General features: G+C 38.1%; 14 protein-coding genes. 5 read left to right on the plus strand and 9 right to left on the minus strand.

Features of this window, described 5'->3' with window-relative positions:
* The first annotated feature begins 86 nt into the window (after nucleotides 1-86).
* The 5 genes from ACIQZ6_RS01825 to ACIQZ6_RS01845 all read left to right on the plus strand — a co-directional run bounded on the left by ACIQZ6_RS01825 (nucleotide 87) and on the right by ACIQZ6_RS01845 (nucleotide 6,597).
* A complete protein-coding gene (locus ACIQZ6_RS01825; RefSeq protein WP_395807613.1) occupies nucleotides 87-1,352 on the plus strand; it encodes an NRAMP family divalent metal transporter in 1,266 nt (421 codons plus the stop codon).
* Between the two features lie 143 nt (nucleotides 1,353-1,495).
* Complete coding sequence (locus tag ACIQZ6_RS01830; protein WP_395807615.1) at nucleotides 1,496-2,674, plus strand: AGE family epimerase/isomerase; 1,179 nt, start codon at nucleotides 1,496-1,498, stop codon at nucleotides 2,672-2,674.
* Between the two features lie 99 nt (nucleotides 2,675-2,773).
* Entirely contained in the window at nucleotides 2,774-4,021 is a 1,248-nt protein-coding gene (locus tag ACIQZ6_RS01835) for a sugar MFS transporter (protein WP_395807617.1), read from the plus strand.
* Entirely contained in the window at nucleotides 4,018-5,730 is a 1,713-nt protein-coding gene (locus ACIQZ6_RS01840; RefSeq protein WP_395807619.1) for an FAD-dependent oxidoreductase, read from the plus strand. Before ACIQZ6_RS01835 ends, ACIQZ6_RS01840 begins: the two co-directional genes overlap by 4 nt.
* Nucleotides 5,731-6,105: 375 nt before the next feature.
* Entirely contained in the window at nucleotides 6,106-6,597 is a 492-nt protein-coding gene (locus ACIQZ6_RS01845; RefSeq protein ID WP_395807621.1) for a RidA family protein, read from the plus strand.
* 149 nt (nucleotides 6,598-6,746) lie between these two features.
* Here ACIQZ6_RS01845 and ACIQZ6_RS01850 read toward each other — a convergent pair whose 3' ends face one another.
* The 9 genes from ACIQZ6_RS01850 to ACIQZ6_RS01890 all read right to left on the minus strand — a co-directional run bounded on the left by ACIQZ6_RS01850 (nucleotide 6,747) and on the right by ACIQZ6_RS01890 (nucleotide 17,953).
* Nucleotides 6,747-8,411, minus strand: coding sequence for a hypothetical protein (locus tag ACIQZ6_RS01850; protein ID WP_395807623.1), 1,665 nt, complete (start codon nucleotides 8,409-8,411; stop codon nucleotides 6,747-6,749).
* Between the two features lie 158 nt (nucleotides 8,412-8,569).
* On the minus strand, nucleotides 8,570-10,342 hold the full coding sequence (locus tag ACIQZ6_RS01855) for a c-type cytochrome (protein ID WP_395807625.1): 1,773 nt from the start codon (nucleotides 10,340-10,342) through the stop codon (nucleotides 8,570-8,572).
* 160 nt (nucleotides 10,343-10,502) lie between these two features.
* Nucleotides 10,503-10,952 carry a GNAT family N-acetyltransferase gene (locus ACIQZ6_RS01860; protein WP_395807627.1) on the minus strand — a complete coding sequence of 150 codons (450 nt, stop codon included), beginning with the start codon at nucleotides 10,950-10,952 and terminating at the stop codon, nucleotides 10,503-10,505.
* Nucleotides 10,953-11,178: 226 nt separating this feature from the next.
* Nucleotides 11,179-12,516: a Gfo/Idh/MocA family protein gene (locus tag ACIQZ6_RS01865; protein WP_395807629.1), complete on the minus strand. Its 1,338-nt coding sequence runs from the start codon at nucleotides 12,514-12,516 to the stop codon at nucleotides 11,179-11,181.
* Between the two features lie 451 nt (nucleotides 12,517-12,967).
* On the minus strand, nucleotides 12,968-13,312 hold the full coding sequence (locus ACIQZ6_RS01870) for a zinc ribbon domain-containing protein YjdM (protein ID WP_395807631.1): 345 nt from the start codon (nucleotides 13,310-13,312) through the stop codon (nucleotides 12,968-12,970).
* Nucleotides 13,313-13,458: 146 nt separating this feature from the next.
* Nucleotides 13,459-14,334, minus strand: coding sequence for an alpha/beta hydrolase family protein (locus tag ACIQZ6_RS01875; protein ID WP_395807633.1), 876 nt, complete (start codon nucleotides 14,332-14,334; stop codon nucleotides 13,459-13,461).
* A gap of 111 nt (nucleotides 14,335-14,445) precedes the next feature.
* Nucleotides 14,446-15,084 carry a class I SAM-dependent methyltransferase gene (locus ACIQZ6_RS01880; RefSeq protein WP_395807635.1) on the minus strand — a complete coding sequence of 213 codons (639 nt, stop codon included), beginning with the start codon at nucleotides 15,082-15,084 and terminating at the stop codon, nucleotides 14,446-14,448.
* A 248-nt stretch (nucleotides 15,085-15,332) separates the two neighbouring features.
* Nucleotides 15,333-16,640 (minus strand): amidohydrolase/deacetylase family metallohydrolase, encoded by a 1,308-nt coding sequence (locus ACIQZ6_RS01885; RefSeq protein WP_395807637.1) that lies wholly within the window; start codon nucleotides 16,638-16,640, stop codon nucleotides 15,333-15,335.
* 32 nt (nucleotides 16,641-16,672) lie between these two features.
* Entirely contained in the window at nucleotides 16,673-17,953 is a 1,281-nt protein-coding gene (locus tag ACIQZ6_RS01890; protein ID WP_395807639.1) for an amidohydrolase/deacetylase family metallohydrolase, read from the minus strand.
* Nucleotides 17,954-18,024: the final 71 nt, after the last annotated feature.

The raw sequence follows: 18,024 nt of genomic DNA on the forward strand, positions 1-18,024 counted from the left end.
CTATTGGTCTGAGTTAGTTTATTGTTGTTCTTTATGTTATCATTATTGGTTTTTTTCTAATGAACATTATTTAAAACTAAATTTTCATGCCAAAAAAGAAATTATTCTTTACAATTCGTTCTTTTTGGAAGAAATTAGGACCTGGATTAATAACCGGTGCCAGTGATGATGATCCGTCAGGAATTGCAACCTACTCGCAGGCGGGGGCACAATACGGACTCTCAACCTTATGGACCGCATTGATCACTTTTCCATTGATGGCCGCAATCCAAGAAATGTGTGCTAGAATTGGTTTAGTTACTTCTAAAGGATTGACAGGCACACTACGAGATCATTACTCCAGACCGATTCTTTACCTGATGGTTTTATTTAGTTTCCCAGCCATAGTCATGAATATCGGAGCAAATATTGCAGGTATGGGAGCCGTAGGGAATCTTTTAGTTCCGACTATCCCTGCAGCGTTTTTTAGCATTGGTTTTACTGCTTTGCTTTTTATACTTATTATCTATTTACCCTACAGAAAGTTTGCTTCTATCCTCAAATATCTTTGTATAGTTCTTCTGGTTTATTTGATCGTTCCATTTTTGTACAAACAGGATTGGCTCGCTATTTTAAAGGGTACTTTAATCCCAAAAATCGCATTTGATAAAAAATACATCAGTATTCTTGTCGGAATACTTGGAACAACACTCTCTCCTTATCTTTTCTTTTGGCAGGCAACCATGGTGGCAGAAGACAATATTCACAAAAGGAAGAAAATTATTATTGACAAGAAAATATTAGACGATATTAAACAGGATGTTGATTTTGGCATGTTATTTTCAAATATTGTCATGTTCTTTGTTATTCTTACCTCTGGTACAGTTCTATTTAATAGCGGCATACATAACATTGAAACTGTTGAACAGGCAGCATTGGCCCTGAGGCCTTTGGCAGGCGATGCGGCCTACTTGCTTTTTGCACTCGGGGTAATTGGGACCGGATTATTAGCCATCCCGGTATTGTGTGGTTCATTATCGTACATCATTACAGAGTCTTTTGGATGGAAGGGGGGCTTGGATAAAAAATTTCACCAGGCAAAAGCATTTTATGTAGTTGCTGGAATATCTTTGGTGCTTGGGTTGTTAATTAATTATGTTGGAATTTCTCCAATAAAAGCCCTACTATGGTCTGCCATTCTTTATGGATTAACCGCTCCGGTTTTAATTGCTATAATTCTACATATAGCTAATAATAAGGTGGTTATGGGCGAATTTACCAATAATAAATTTTCGAATTTCATGGGTTTTACCGCTCTTATTTTAATGAGTATCGCAGCATTGGCACTGATCTATTTGCAGGTTTTAGATTGATTTTCATTATATCCGATAAGAATAATACGAGCATATTTGATTTCGATTATACCAAAACAATTGGCTTTTCTTGTAAATTTTCTATTATTTAGGGAAAAATTATAGATCAATTACAGAATTGCTAGGATCTTAAAGTTAAACTCATGAATTACAAACAATACGCAGAAAAATATCAAGATAATCTTTTGAAAGATGTTATTCCATTTTGGTTAAAAAACTCAGGAGATAGTGAATTTGGAGGTTTTTTTACCTGTATTGACCGTGATGGCAATGTGTTTGATACCGATAAATTTGCTTGGTTACAGTTCAGGCAGGTTTGGTGCTTCAGCATGTTGTACAATCAAGTGGAACAGAAAAAAGAATGGCTTGATTTTGCTATTCAGGGTGCCGAATTCATGAAAAAACATGGAAAGGATGAAAATGGAAATTTTTATTTTTCACTCACCCGTGAAGGACAGCCGCTTATACAGCCCTATAATATTTTTTCAGATTGCTTTGCCGCAATGGCTTTTGCACAGCTTTATAAAGCTACCGGCACACAAGAATATGGTAAGCTTGCAATTGATACCTTTAATAATATCCTTCGCAAAAAGGATGATTCGAAAGGAAAATATAATAAAGCCTATCCTGGTACTCGCCCTTTGCAGGGTTTTTCATTACCAATGATTCTTTGCAATCTGGTACTTGAACTGGAACATCTTTTGGATAGAAACTTAATTGAAAAGACCATAAATGATGGTATACATTCTGTGATGGACATTTTTTATCAGGATGATTTGGGCATTATTTTAGAAAATGTGAAGCCAGATGGTACGTTTTCTGATTCTTTTGAAGGACGTCTGGTTAATCCGGGACATGGACTAGAATCTATGTGGTTCATTATGGATATTGCAGAACGTAGAAATGACCAAGCACTCATTAAAAAAGCAGTGGATATTACCATTAACATTCTTGAATATGGATGGGATAAGGAATTTGAAGGAATTTTATATTTCATGGACGTGAAAGGGCATCCTCCACAGCAATTGGAATGGGATCAGAAATTATGGTGGGTACACATAGAAACGTTAATCAGTTTGTTGAAAGGATTTCACCATACCGGCGATCAGCGATGCTGGGATTGGTTTGTAAAGGTTCATAATTACACATGGTCCCATTTTCCAGATGCCGAAAAAGGCGAGTGGTTTGGTTACCTGAACCGTAGGGGAGAAGTATTACTTCCACTTAAAGGAGGTAAATGGAAAGGTTGTTTTCATGTTCCAAGAGGGTTATTTCAATGCTGGAAAACCTTAGAGAAAATAGACGCAAAGTATTCTAAATAACACCTTTTTAGGCTTAAAGCTCTTAAAGCTCTTAAAGCTCAAAGCTCTTAAAGCTCAAAGCTTAAAGCCGAAAGCATAAAGTTAAAAACTTAATAGATTATGGCAAATATACCTTTACAAAACAGTGTAGTTTCCGATCAGGAGAATTCGGGTCAGAATTACATGCCTGCACTCATCTCACTCGCTGTTCTTTATTTTATGAACGGTTTTATTACCTGTTTGAACGACACTTTGGTGCCTTTTTTCAAAGAGGGATTCACTTTGAGCTATGCAGATTCATCATTGGTTCAGTTTTATTTTTTCTTGACTTACGGTCTAATGTCATTTCCAGCTGGGATGATCGTTGAAAAGATTGGTTATAAGAATGGAATGGTTCTTGGATTCGCCATAGCAGCAATGGGTTCGTTGTTATTTTATCCCGCTGCCGATATGCATCTTTATTATTTATTCCTAGCGGCATTATTTGTTTTAGCAATAGGTGTTGTGGTATTACAGGTAGCTTCAAACCCCTATATAACAGCGCTTGGTCCGGCTAGAACTGCATCTTCTCGTCTTACTCTAATCCAGGCGGTAGGATCTATTGGAACTACCATAGCGCCCATTTTTGGCGCTCACTACATTTTATCTAGATTACAGGAATCAGGTACTTCTAGCGATGCGGTAAAATACCCTTATTTAGGAATCGCAGCCTTGCTCATTTGCATTGCCTTGGTAGTTTATAATTTGAAATTACCAAAGATTAGCACTGGGGCCGAAAGTATTTTGGCTACACCCGAAGAAAGAAGAAGTATCTTCTCTTTCCGTAACTTGAACTTTGGTTCATGGGCTATTTTTGCGTATGTAGGCGCCGAAGTTTCTATAGGTACTTTTTTAACAAATTACATTGCCGATACCCTAAATATGGGTGTTGAAGATGCAAATTCATATGTTTCTTATTATTGGGGAGGTATGCTGGTTGGACGTTTGATTGGTTCCTATCTTTTGAAAACGGTAAAACCTTCAATTGTTTTGACCATATGTGCCGCTGCAGCAATAGTATTGGTAGTTCTTTCTGTTAATACCTCAGGTACATTAGCCGTTTGGTCGATGATTGGCGTAGGATTATTCAATTCAGTGATGTTTGCAATTATTTTCTCACTTTCCGTTCAGGGATTAGGAAAATACACTACCAAAGCATCAGGAATTTTATCAACGGCCATTGCAGGTGGTGCAATTATCTCATTCTCTCAAGGTTATTTAAAGGATCATTCAACATGGGCAATCGCATTCATGATTCCGGTTCTTTGTTATTTATACATTGTTTTTTTTGGTCTTAATGGCTATAAGTCAAAAACTGAAAATATATGAAAAGAAGAAATTTTATAAGTCTCACAGGGCTTGGAGCTACCGGGTTGGCTTCAGGAGCTTTAACTTCATTCCCAACTATTTCATTCGCTGCAAGTGCTGCGGGCGAACAATATTCCTCTGAGCTATCTGCAAATGTAGTGATTGCTGGAGGAGGTGTTGGAGGCTGCGCAGCTGCTTTATCTGCTTTAAGAAACGGACTAGATGTGATCATGACTGAAGAAACCGACTGGATCGGCGGCCAGCTTACCTCGCAAGGAGTACCTCCAGATGAACATGCCTGGATCGAAACTCATGGTGCACCTAAAGCCTATCGCGATTACAGAAATGCGGTTAGAGAATATTACAAAAACAACTACCCCATCACAGATGTTGCAAAATCAAGGCCAAGACTTAATCCTGGGAATGCAACGGTTTCAGCGCTTTGCCATGAACCTCGAGTGTCGCTTGCTGTTTTGCATCAAATGCTTGCCCCTTTTATAAGTTCAGGTAGATTAACGCTATTAATTGAGCATAAGATCAGCTCGGCAGAATATTCTGGAAATAAAGTAAAAGCCCTAAGAGCTCAGAGTTTAAGATCAGGCCGCACAGTAATTTTAGTAGCTCCTTACTTTGTAGATGCTACAGAAACAGGTGAATTACTGCCAATGACCAATACTGAATTCGTAATGGGAACCGAATCAAGAAATGAAACGCATGAATTACATGCACCATTAAAAGCCGACCCAGATAATCAGCAGGCATTTACCATGTGTTTTGCAATGGACTATGTCCCTGGATCAAATAATGTTGGTGATAAACCTGCTGAATACGATTTTTGGCGAAATCTAGTACCTAAAATGACCCCTGCATGGCCGGGTAAATTACTAGACTTGAGTTATTCCAATCCTAAAACGCTTGAAAAAAAACCATTGGGATTAAATCCTGATGGGAGCTCGACAGATCCATATCTTAATCTTTGGAATTACCGTCGCATCCTTGCAAAAGATAATTTTACCCCAGGTGTTTTTAAAGGGGATATCTCAACAGTAAACTGGCCTCAGAATGATTATACGCTAGGAAACCTGGTGGGTGTATCTCAGAAAGAGTTCAACCATCATGTAGCAAGAGGAAAACAGCTTAGCTTATCCTTATTTCATTGGCTTCAAACTGAAGCTCCGCGACCAGATGGGAAACTGGGCTGGCCGGGGCTGCGTTTACGAAAAGATGTAATGGGAACGGAAGATGGCTTGGCAAAATACCCTTATATTCGTGAATCAAGACGTATTAAGGCTGAGTTTACTGTGCTCGAAGAGCATGTTGGTCAAGAGAACCGAATACAGGTTGCCGGACCTATTGCTGGTAAGATCGCAGCCGATTTTTATGACAGTGTAGGTATTGGCTATTACCATATTGATCTACACCCCAGTAGTCGTGGAAATAATTACATCGATTTTTCATCATTACCTTTTCAGATTCCTTTAGGCTCTTTACTTCCTATACGAATGGAAAATTTGATCCCTGCAAATAAAAACATAGGTACTACACATATCACGAATGGTTGCTACCGGCTGCATCCGGTTGAATGGAGTATTGGAGAGGCAGTTGGATTATTAGTGACATACTCCCTAAAAAAACAGGTTTTTCCAAAACAAGTGCGTGAAGGAAAAGAATTGCTTGCTGAGTTTCAAGAATTTATTGTGAGGCAAGGGGTGGAGTTGAAGTGGAGGTAGGTTTTAGGTTGTAAGTTGTAGGTTGTAAGTTATAGGTTGTAGGTTATAGGTTGTAAGTTATAAGTTATAGGTTAAAGGCATAAAGCTGAAAGCAGAAAGTTAAAAGTTAAAAGCGGAAAGCAAATTGTGCAATCTCACATCTCACATCTCATATCCGTTATAAGTTAAAAGCATAAAGCTGAAAGTTAAAAGCAAATTGTAAAATCTCATATCTCATATCTCACATCCGTTATAAGTTAAAAGTTATAGGTTTTAGGTTAAAGGCATAAAGCTGAAAGTTAAAAGCAAATTGTAAAATCTCATATCTCACATCTCATATCTCAAATCTCATATCTCATATCTCATATCTCACATCTCACATCTCAAATCTCAATCATGAAAAGAAGAGAAATTTTAAAAAGTCTTACCATCCTTCCGCTGGCTGGAGCCATAAGTGTAAAAACTGCTGAAGCTGAGTCCACGCAAAAATCAGACTGGACACCCAAAAAAGTATCGATTCCAAGTAAATATCCTAGCTCAAGCCCATTATCGGCATGCATTCGTTCAGGACATTTAGTTTTTGTAAGTGGCATTGGGGGCTGGTATGCAGATAGAAGAAAAGAACCTGGAGATATTCAGGTTCAAATCAAAAGTGCATTGGAACATATGAAGGATCTGCTGGAACGTGCGGGAACAAATATGGGTAATGTTTTGAAAGTGCACATGACTTTGGCTGAGCCCAATAAAAACATCAAAGCGCTTAATGAAGTATACGGCGACTATTTTCCCGATCCAAAGCCTGTGCGTTCTTACAGTGGCTGTGGTGTAGATCAAATGGGTAAAGATGGAATATTAGTACAAATCGATTGTGTGGCCTATATCGATTGATATTTAGGCTTTATACACATCTTTGCATACTGCTGGCAGGCTAATTTGAAGAAATTTAGCAGCTCTTAAAATATATTTGGTTTATTTTCCCTATAAAAAAGCCCCGACCTCATGGAGATCGGGGCTTTTACTATTTATTCAGATTGCAATTAGCTTGAAAGTGGTGCCCCCATAGGAACAACGATTTTTTGACGATTGCTTGGCTGAATATATTTCTTAGCAGTAAACTTCGAGGTCAGGTATTCTCCATGATGGATACTTCCAGACATGGAATCACCAGTAAGTGTTCCTGAGAAAGTGAATGGAACATTGTCAGCTAATAGCTTTGATGCGCTTTTGAATTTTACTTCATTACCTTCTATCGTGCCTTCTAATTCATTAGTTGTAAATGTACTCTTATGAGAACCTTTAAGCCAGTTTGAATCTTGTTGTTCAATATAGAAGGTATGCTTACTTGTTTCATTGAAGTATTCTACTGTAACTTCCCAGCGTCCTTTAATGTCTGCTGATGGAGCTTTCATTTCAGGTACAGGTGGACGTTTCATAGAAAGTGCCGCAAATATACGCTCAGCAACAATTTTATCGTCGCCTGGTTGCATCATAAATGCAGCAACGCTGATAGAAGTTAAATTAGCAGCACCTGCCGCACCTCGACCGCCACCACCAGCGCTTAATGCAATACGTGGAGTAGTTGTTGAAAGATAAGTTGCAATATCCTGTCCTGTTGCATTGAACTTTGTAGGATCCCATGAAATATTCAGGTTCGGAGTACGATTATCTAATCCTTCAGGTTGACGAATAGTAGTGGTAATACCAGCAATTGCAGAAACACGTTTAGAAATTGTTTCAAGGTAACCTGTCCAGGCAATTTCTTCTTGTGGATGGTTACGTTTTGTCCATGCTTCAACAGCAGCAAGCATTCCTATTTGTTCTTCTTTTCCAACTTTGTTATCACGGCCAGCACCATGGTGAGGTGAACTTGACTGCCATGTTGCCATTAAGAATTTCTTATCTCCTAATAATAATCCGGCACTTTGTGGGCCACGGATAGCCTTTCCGCCGCTATAAGCAACAACTGTTGCTCCGTCGGCAAGGTGTACGTTAGGTTTTAAGGTAAGTGCTTCTGCAGCAGCATCTACAAACACAGGTACTCCTTTAGCTTTAGCAGCCTTTGAGATTGCAATAACAGAAAGAGGACCAGTATCACCTGGTGAAGTAGGCATCATATAGATCATTGCAGTACGAGAATTCATCGCGCCTTCAAGTTCTTCCTGTGTTTCTACAGTAATTATTTTAACTCCGACATTTCGAACAGCATGGTCATAGGTATTACGTGAATGACGTGGGATAATCACTTCATTTTTTTCGAACCCGGTAAGATCAGGTACTCGGACAAGCTTTTCAGGATTTCCGCCGGTTACCGCTGCTATGGTACTGATTTTTATTCCTCCTGCGCAACCACAGGAAACAACTCCCCATTCAGCTCCTGATAATTCTGCCAGTTTTTTACCAACACCCATTGCCAGTTCATCTAACTGAACGTAGTTTGATTGAGCATTGTACATTGCTTCTTTAGCTTCAGGAACTAAAGTAGATGCACCAATAATTGTGAATGTACCACGGCAGTTAATTACCGGCTCTACCCCAAGTGCACGATACACCTCAGGACCTAATAATGCTGATCCTGTTGCAGTACCAGCAAGACCTGCTCCTTCAGCAATAGCTGGAGCAGCCATTGCAGCCTGAGCGCTTCCAACAACTCCGCCGGCTAATGGCAGCAATGTCAAACCTTTAATAACGTCTCTACGTTTCATTGTATTATTTTTTTTAAGTTATATTGAGATTGATTTTTACGTTTTTATAATTCCCGAATAAATAATTATCTAATTTAACCACTTAGTCAAATAATTAAGACTAATATAAGTAGAATTCATGTTACATCTTTTTCGTAGAATTAATCAATTGAATTTTGTTATTTTTTTTGACCATTTCTATATTCTTTTACCTCCTCAACACTCACTGCTGATGCCGTATTCCCAAAATTCTGCCTGATATAGGTTAATATATTAGCCACTTCTTCATCTTTTAGGAAATTATGAGCCGGCATCAATCCGTTATAGGGTTTATCATTCACTATGATCTCTCCATTTAATCCCTTGAGTACAGTATTTAATAATTTTATTTTATCTCCGGTTACCCAATCTGTTCTGCCAAGAGGAGGAAAGCGGTTACCATCTCCTTTGCCATCATTTTGATGACAGGCAGCACAATAGGTATTGTATAGTTTTGCCTTTTCTGGAATCTTACCTTTTTCTAGATTATCCTTTACTTCATCAGGAGTACGGATATGAGAAAGGAGTTTGTGTTTTTCCATCTCTGCTAGTTGTGCAGTGCCGAAATTCTTTTTATCTCCTTTGTACATCACACGCCAGATTTTACCTTTTTCAGTTTCACTGATGTACAATGATCCATCTGGACCCATTGCAATCCCCATTGGCCTAAAGATTGCATCTTTTACGTTCACTATCGGATCTACACCGGCAAAACCATCCGCAAATACTTCCCAAGCGCCAGTGGGAGCACCATTTTTGAATGGAACAAATGCTACAAAATATCCTGCTTGTGGATAGGGTGCCCGGTTTGTTGACCCATGAAATGCAATAAATGCTCCGTTTTTATATCTTGCTGGAAATTGATCTCCCTGGTAAAAATACAGGTCGTTGGGTGCCCAGTGCCCCGGAAAGCCAATTAATGGCTGTACCAGTTCTTTTCCTTTGCCTTCTTTTTTACCATCCCCACCATATTCTGGAGTCATTAATTTCTTTTTCTGAAGCTGGTCATAGTAGTAATATGGCCAGCCTGCATCATCACCTTCCTTCAGTTTAAAGAACTCTTCTGATGGTAATACTGCACTTTGCCAAGCTGTATAAAGTTCAGGGAATAATCGGTGTAAATTATCTCGTCCATGTTGAAGCACATATAAACTTTTATCTGTCTTATTCCAGTCCATTGCTACAATACTGCGTAAGCCAGTTGCAAATAAGGTTCCGTCTTTTTGTGTGAGACCGATTTTATTAGCATCAAAACGCCAGATACCGGCATGCTGCTCAAGCTCCGGGCATGGAAAAATTCCTGGCTGCCCAGGTTTTCCTCCGGGCGTGTTCGCCATGTCCATGCAGTTATTGGAGGGGGTACCAAAAGGGACATACATAAATCCTTTATCATCAAATGAAACCGGTTTTGTAATATGCCAGTGTGCTCCATGTCCGTGGTCATCGGTTAGCACTGTTTCCATCTCACTTTCTGGAATCAGTTTGCCAGGAGTAAGTTTATTCCTATAAATGGCCAATGAAGAGCTATAGTACAGGTATCCTTTATGAATACGCATACCATTTGCCAAACTGCCAACATCTTTATAGTTTCCAAAATGCTGAATGATATCTGCTTTTCCGTCATTATCCGTATCTCGTAAAGCTACATTGCCTCCCTTTGCTGAAAACCTTAATTTGACATAAATATCTCCGTTATCATTTACTGCCAAGTGTCTTGCCGGACCGATACTATCTGTTACCACTACCGCTTCAAATCCACCAGGAAGGGCAATTCCACCATTGTCTGGATCAGAAGGAGGGAGGCCACCCGGATTTTTCATTAGGGTATGACTGAGTAACGCTATCGAAAGTATCGAGACTACTCCATAAGCGAGTGGTTTTTTGAAAAAGATAGAATTGAAATTCAGTTTCATTTTATGGGATGCGCGTTATGCTATAGCGTATTTCACTATATTAAAGTAAATATGCAAAAAGCTGTATTAATACATGACCAAGATTTAAATATTGCTTGTGTACTTTTAATGGTCGGACTTATAATTTGTTCATTTATAGATTAATAACCAATGAAATTAATTACAATTTCTTCTCAAAGCAGATGCTCGTCTCAATTCCTTCATATTGTCCGTAATTCGGAATAAGAATAAAGTTCGTTTTATTGTAAAGTGATATTGCTTCTTTTTGTCTTATCCCTGTTTCAAGAATCAATCTAGTATAATCCATTTCTTGTGCCCATTTCTGAAGTTCAGAAAGGATCATTCCGGCCAGTCCTGTTCCTCTGCTTTCTGGTAAAGTAAACATCCGTTTTACCTCCATGGTGTTTTCATCATATTTTTTTATCGCACCACAAGCTACGGGTTTTGAGTTTTTGTAAGCGATAATTACATATTTGATTTGATCAGTTTTATTGAATTGGGTATAAAATTGATGATCTTCTCCATCCGAAATGGCTAAACCGGCATCCAGTAAAATGATGAGCTCTTTGAAATCGGGGTTATTTGCATCGGTTCTTTGTAGTTTGATCATTATCTTTTTCAATCACTCGTATTCAATCATACAATTGCGTCTTTGCGTCTTTGCGAGCTATTTTTTTCTAAACTTACCTTAATATTGAATTTTACACTGATAAATTATCTCATGCATAGTTGATTTTAGCTCGCAAAGACGCAAAGACGCTAAGGGTTATAGATAAATTATGATCATTTGTTTTCAATCATACAATATCGTCTCTACCTCTTTGCGAGCTATTTTTTTATAATTTCTTTGCTCCTGGTACCAAACTAGTCAGATCTCCAATTTTAACGGGTTTGCCACTATCGATACTATTCCGGGCTGCAATTCCGGTAAGGATGGCAAATGCTCCATCTCGTAATCCTGCTGCCTGTCTGTAAGGGTCGGTTTGATTTGGTAAAAATATATGCTGTTTCATCCGGTCGTCGCCACCACCATGTCCACCTTCTGTATTGGAGATCTTAATGATCTCACGCTTTCCAAAATTGCTGGTTATTTGTATCTCATCAAAACCCTCTTCGTCCCATGGCTGTTTTTCCTTAATCCATGCATCTATCTTTCCTTTGGTTCCATTGAAGGAAATTCTGTATCCTTCATATGGCGAATAGGCTGTTAATGAGTAACTTACTTGAACTTTATTTGCATATTTTATTTGTACGGCCATTTTGTCAAATATGTCAATATCTTCTTTCCAGACGCAACCATCACGCAAATAGCCGTCATATTTTTCATTTTCAACATAAAGCTTCATCAACGTAGGATTCTTTGTAATATCCCAATAGAAATCGCATTGTTTGGTATGCGGACAAGTGCGGCAATTGGTATGTCTGAACGAATTATTTTTCCCGTAAAAATCGAGTGATCCATAAGCAAACACTTCTTCGGGATCAGAATCAATCCACCAGTTCAGTAGATCAAAATGATGAGATGCTTTATGTACCAAAAGGCTACCACCTTTTGCTCTTAATCGATGCCAGCGTCTAAAATAGTCGGCTCCATGGCTAGTATCTAAATACCAATGAAAGTCAACCGAAGTGATCTTGCCGATCTTATTAGAACGTAAAATCTCATAAATTTTTGCCCGATGGGGTGAATATCTGTAATTAAAAGTTACCCTGACTTTCTTTCCTGTACGTTTTTCAGCATCCAGAATGGCCTGGCATTTATCTTCATCGGTAGTCAGCGGCTTTTCTGTGATGATATCAGCACCCATTTCCATTCCTTTGATAATAAAGTCATGGTGGGTATTATCTACAGTAGTTACCATCAGAATATCAGGTTTGGTTTCACGCATCATTTGATCGAAATCAGTAAAAGTAGGGCAGGATACACCCATATCTGATTTTAAAAAACGCAAGCGACCTTCATTGATATCACAAAGCCCAACAAATTCAACTTCATTCCCAAATTTTTCAACCACTGATTTACCCCACATACTGAAAGCCCTGATACCCAGACCAACTATTGCAACTCTTTTCTTTGATGTTGTTTTTAAAAAAGCTTCGGCTGAAGATGTTGGTAAAATAGTAGATCCGGCCAGTATGGTACCGGTTTGTAGGATAAAATTCCTTCTTTTCATAAAACAGAAATAAGTTTAAAAATTCTGGAATTAAGTTAAGAATATTTCATAATAAAAATGCATTTCTGAATTGAACTTAAATTAGGATAAGATCATGGATAAAATGACTGAGCTTTCATTGCCAATTCTTTCAAATTTATTGGCATTTTCTCAAGGGTATACTTTGTTTTAATTGAGCAAAATTGTGCTAAGAAACGAAGCTGCCTCAGCTGCTGAAGTGTAGGTTTCGGGATAACATTGGATTTTAATTGAGATATTTTTTTTAGACGGTATGTACCTGTCATCCTGAACAGAGTGAAGGAACTTAGCTGTTATGAAAGCAAAATTGCGCTAATTAATACGAAGGTCTCTCACCTGCTGAAGGGCAGGATTCGGGATGACATGATTTAAATTTTCAGGCACCTTGACTAGTTATAGGGCATGAACAACGTACTCCTAATAATAAGAAACATTATGCTTTCTTAACAAATTCCGATTTTAAAGCCATAGAACCGAATCCGTCTATTTTACAGGAAATGTTATGGTCGCCATCAGAGAGATGTATGTTTTTTACTTTTGTTCCGGCTTTTATAGGTTTTGGCGAACCTTTAACAGGAAGATCTTTAATGACCATAACCGAATCTCCATCTTTCAACTCGTTGCCGTTTGAATCTAGGACTTTAAGAGTATCATCTGTTTCAATACTTGACTCTTCACTCGGCTCCCATTCATGGAAGCATTGTGAACATATCATTCTATTTTGATCAGGATAAGTAAATTCCGATTTGCATTTTGGACAAAGTTGAGTATCGCTCATGAGATGGTGGTTGATTTGCAAAGATACGAAAAAACAGGGTGCTGATTTTTTAACAATTTGAGCCAATCTGTATCGATAGGATTACATTAACCGATTAATTTTTTAAGCCAATTTGGTTTTAATGCATGAAAGAACCGATTCAAAAATCAATTCATTGTATTTTTTAGAATAAAATCTACAATTGGCATTGGGTCTTTTAAACTATGTGGATGATGACCTATTCCTTTTTTAATAATCAATTCAATTTTGCCTCCAGCCGCTTTGTAAACTGCTGCCAGTTTATACGTATTTTCATCAATTGGAACAACAGTGTCTGCATCACCGCAAACAGTTATTAGTGGAATTTTAGCTTTTGCCAGTTTAACGCAATTATTAATAGGAATGTCTTTAAATTCTTTTACTGTTGATTCAGTCAAACCATATGCCTGCAGACACTTCATCCAATCGTTTTTTGAGCCTTCGCCCTTGCCCAGGCCCCCTGGCCAGCTTTTAATATCGCAAACAGGTGCATCAGCATAGATGCAAAAAACTTTATCTGTATTTTCAGAAGCCCAGTTATAGGCATCCAAACCACCTCTACTCATTCCTTCAAGTACAGTTTTTTTATTTAAACCGAAATTTTTGATTAGAAATGCATAAAATGCATTTAAGCGGGTTACCGCTACTTTATTACCATAGAGATCAACAACATCAACATACACTACGTGAAACCCTTTGTTTAACAAGGCGATATCCGTTTGTGGTTCATGCCCCCAAAATTGTGTACGCCAGATCCAGTTTTTTGCTTTGTTTGACTGATTAGGAAATACAATTTTGGCATCAACACCATCAAATTTAAACTCCATGATTTCAAATCCATTCCATGTAGTTGATATCGGAATTTTTAGATCTGAAAGTCTTGGGAATTGCTTATTTATTAATTTTAATCGTGATTCTTGACCAGCATTTGCAACTGATGTGCTGGCTATTAGCATGGTCAATATCATTAAAAGCCTAAAGGTTAAACTGCTAAAATATCTCATTATTAATTTTCTATTTTTTATTCCAGTTTAAACCAGCAAAATGATGCAAAATGCTTTTGGAAATATTAAAAGAGGGAGCCTAGAAGCTATCTTCTTATGAAGGATAGTGCGCTATTTTTTCTTTTTAATTTTTGCTGTCAGCACACCTTTTTTAGAGGAATCATCAACTGGTTTACTATTCCTAACATTGGTGTAAATTTTATAGGTTTCTGTTCGTTCTAAATGTTTCTCTTCTATTATTTCAAATTCAGGGAATTGTTCATTTATAAAGTTCCAGCTCATGGTTTGAGGCTCTGTTAATGTGGGTAGGGTATGAATATCGACCATTAATAGAAACAATCCATTTTTCTTCAGCGTTCTTTTTATTTCCTTGCATGCAGTTTCTAGATTATCCACATGATCCAGAGAATTGAATGAGCAAATCACATCAAAATAGTTGTCAGGGAATGGGATATTTTCAACGTATGCTTTGATATAAGTCATTTTATGATCTTTTGCACCCATTTTGATGTACTGTTCTGCTAAAGGATCTAGCCCGATTCTCTCTTTTGCCATTTCTGCCCATTCTAATGAACCCCTCGGACCACAACCGATATCAAGAATAATTTTATCCTTGTAAAATTCTTCGGAGAGAGCGAAATTGCTAGTATAAAAATATTTGTAATGAGAGTTATTATTCAGGTTCTTAGAAAGAAGCTTAACTATTTTCCAATAGCCCAATTCGAAAAACTCTTTGAAGGATAAAGACATAGATAAATTAGAGAATTTAATTCGTAACGCTGATCAAGATTTTTAGAAATATCTTAATCGGCACTTCAATATTGGTCAAATTTATAATCTTTTTTAGTTAAAACTAATCTTAGTTTTAGTGTCAATTGCATGTCCGCCATTCAACTATATATGTATTTACTAAGCAGCAACGAACTGAGTGGAAATAAAAAGGCAGATCACGAAAATTCCGGATCTGCCTATAGTTTTGATCTCTTTGATCTTGATTATTATTTTGCTAATGGAGCACTCAATGCATTCAGGTCCCAAACTACACGACCACTGCGTAAAGTTAATTCTGCTTCTAGTTTTTGTTTTCCTCTCAAGGCCATTCCACTGGCATCGATGTATCCAAAGTCTCCTTCACGTAGTCTAAATACGGCAATATCAGCATCACTTCCAATACTTAGGTTCCCTAATTCGGTACGTTGAATTACTTTGGCAGGATTCCAGGTCGATGCTGCAATCACATCAGCCAATGGCATACCTAAAACCAAGAATTTTGAGGCCAAGTTTGCCATATCTTTGAATCCAGCATTCATGCTTCCGGTGTGTAAATCAGAACTTAAAACATCTGGATGAAAACCTTGCTCCATGGCAGGAACAGCCTGGCTCCAGTTAAAGCTTCCACCACCATGACCTACGTCGAAAATCAATCCTTTTTTACGGGCTTCCCAAACAAAAGGTTTTACTTTTTTGGTTTTTACATCTACAATTGCTTGTTTATGTTCAAGCATTTTACCGTTCTTATCATATTCTTGATCGTAACGGTATGCATGGGTTAAAATATCGCCTGGGCGTAAATGTTTTAGTAACAAATCTTCAAGAGGAAGCGGAGGAAGTGATTTTCCAAAATCTACCATGACCGGAATGCTTGCAATTTTGCCTGCTTCTACTGCCTTATCTGTTGGCTCCCAATCGTGACCGATATAGTGTGCAAGTTTAATTCCAACAACAATATCCTTATTCTTTAACGCCATGGCACTAGTGAGTTTAGCATCCATATCAGTTTCATCCTGCTCATAGGCCTCAGTGCCACGCATTCCCCCTCCTACAATATTCATGAATGCAAGTACGCGAGTTTTAGAATGTTCAACAATGTTCTTTCTGAATAAGTCAATGTTTTTCCATCCTGCACCACCTGCATCTACAACAGTAGTTACTCCCGCACGAAACGTAAATCCATCTGGTGGCAGAGCATCCAAACTATTGCTTAAGTAATTATTCTCGGTGCCATGAAATACGTGTCCGTGAATATCAAGAAGCCCCGGAGTTACATAAAGTCCACTTACATTGACAGTTTTTTTTGCCGAACTTGCTGGAATATCAGCTGCTACCCGAAAAACTTTACCGTCTTTAACAGCTACATCCATTTTGCCATTGATTTTATTTTTGGCATCGATTACATGTCCACCCTTAAGCAAAAGATCAATTTCTTGAGCAGATGAAATAAAGGGGCTAAATAAAACTGCCATTATCAATACTAGGCTTAAGCTAATAGATGACATGTTTTTCATAGAATTGTGTTGGATATTCATTTTTTGAAATTTATAGTTTTTTTAAAATTTTATTATTTGGTAAGAGCTTGTGGAGAATCCCAGAGCGGTCCGCTGACACCATTCAGATCCCAAACAATTTTGCCAGCACGGATGGTTAATTCTGCATCCAGCTTTTGCGTTCCTTTTAAGGTATTTCTACGTACATCAGTAAATCCAAAATCTCCTTTTTTAAGACTAAAAACGGCAACATCAGCTTCAGAACCTATACTCAGGTTACCCAGATCAGGTCTGTTGATTACTCTGGCTGGGCTAGCAGTTGATTTTTCGATTACTTCTTCTAAAGTAAGACCGATATTTAAAAATTTAGACATTACATTAGCCATATCTTTCATTCCACCGTTCATGCTATCAGAATGCAGGTCGGTGCTAATGACATCCGGTTTGAACCCCTGTTTGATAGCTGGAACAGCCTGGCGCCAGAAAAATGCACCTCCGCCATGGCCAACATCAAACAAAATTCCTTTTTTCTGGGCATCGAAAATAAACGGCTTAACTATTCCTTCATCATCAACTACGGTTTCACGATCTTTTGGTCCGTAAGCAAAAGTATGCGTAAATATATCACCTGGACGAAGATGCTCTAGAAACAGAGATTTAATCGAATTAGTAGGCTGGTGTTCACCGAAATCGACCATTACAGGTACTTTAGCAAGTTTTCCTGCCTCTACAGCTCGGTCAACCTGTGTAAAATCACCCCAGTAATGAGCGGCTTTGATCCCAACTATAATTTTTGGATAAAGCTTGGTAATCATGTAGGATGTCATTTCAGGATTGAAATCAGTTTTATCCTGTTCTTCAAAACGGCCATACATTCCATTTCCAGTAATATTCAAAAGGGCAAGGATACGAGTCTGGGAGCGGTCTATGTTTTGCTCTTTAAATAGTCTGAAGTTTCTCCAGCCTGATGATCCGGCATCTACCACAGTAGTTACACCCGCTCTGAAAGTAAAGGCATCTGCAGGTACAGCAGTTTGACCATCGGCAATATAAGACCCAAGATCATTTCCCTGAAAAACATGCGCATGCATATCAATGATTCCGGGCGTGATGTACAATCCGCTAACATCAACAATTTTTTTTGCTGTATTAGCCGGGATGTTAACGGCAACTTTTACAATTTTACCTCCGGCAATGGCAACATCCATCTTGGTATTGATCTTATTTTTTGGGTCAATAACATGACCGCCTTTTAACAGAAGATCAATTTCTTGTGCACTGACAGTCAAGCTGCCTAAGATTAAAATAAAAGTTAGTAGAGCTAAGTAGGGATATCCCTTTTTTGTAGTTTTCATCAAGTATGTTATTTGTAAATTATTCTCCAATATAATGCAAGATTTTTAAGGAAGAGAATGAAAATAGGAAT

Source organism: Daejeonella sp., from assembly GCF_044348475.1.
Lineage (GTDB): Bacteria > Bacteroidota > Bacteroidia > Sphingobacteriales > Sphingobacteriaceae > Daejeonella.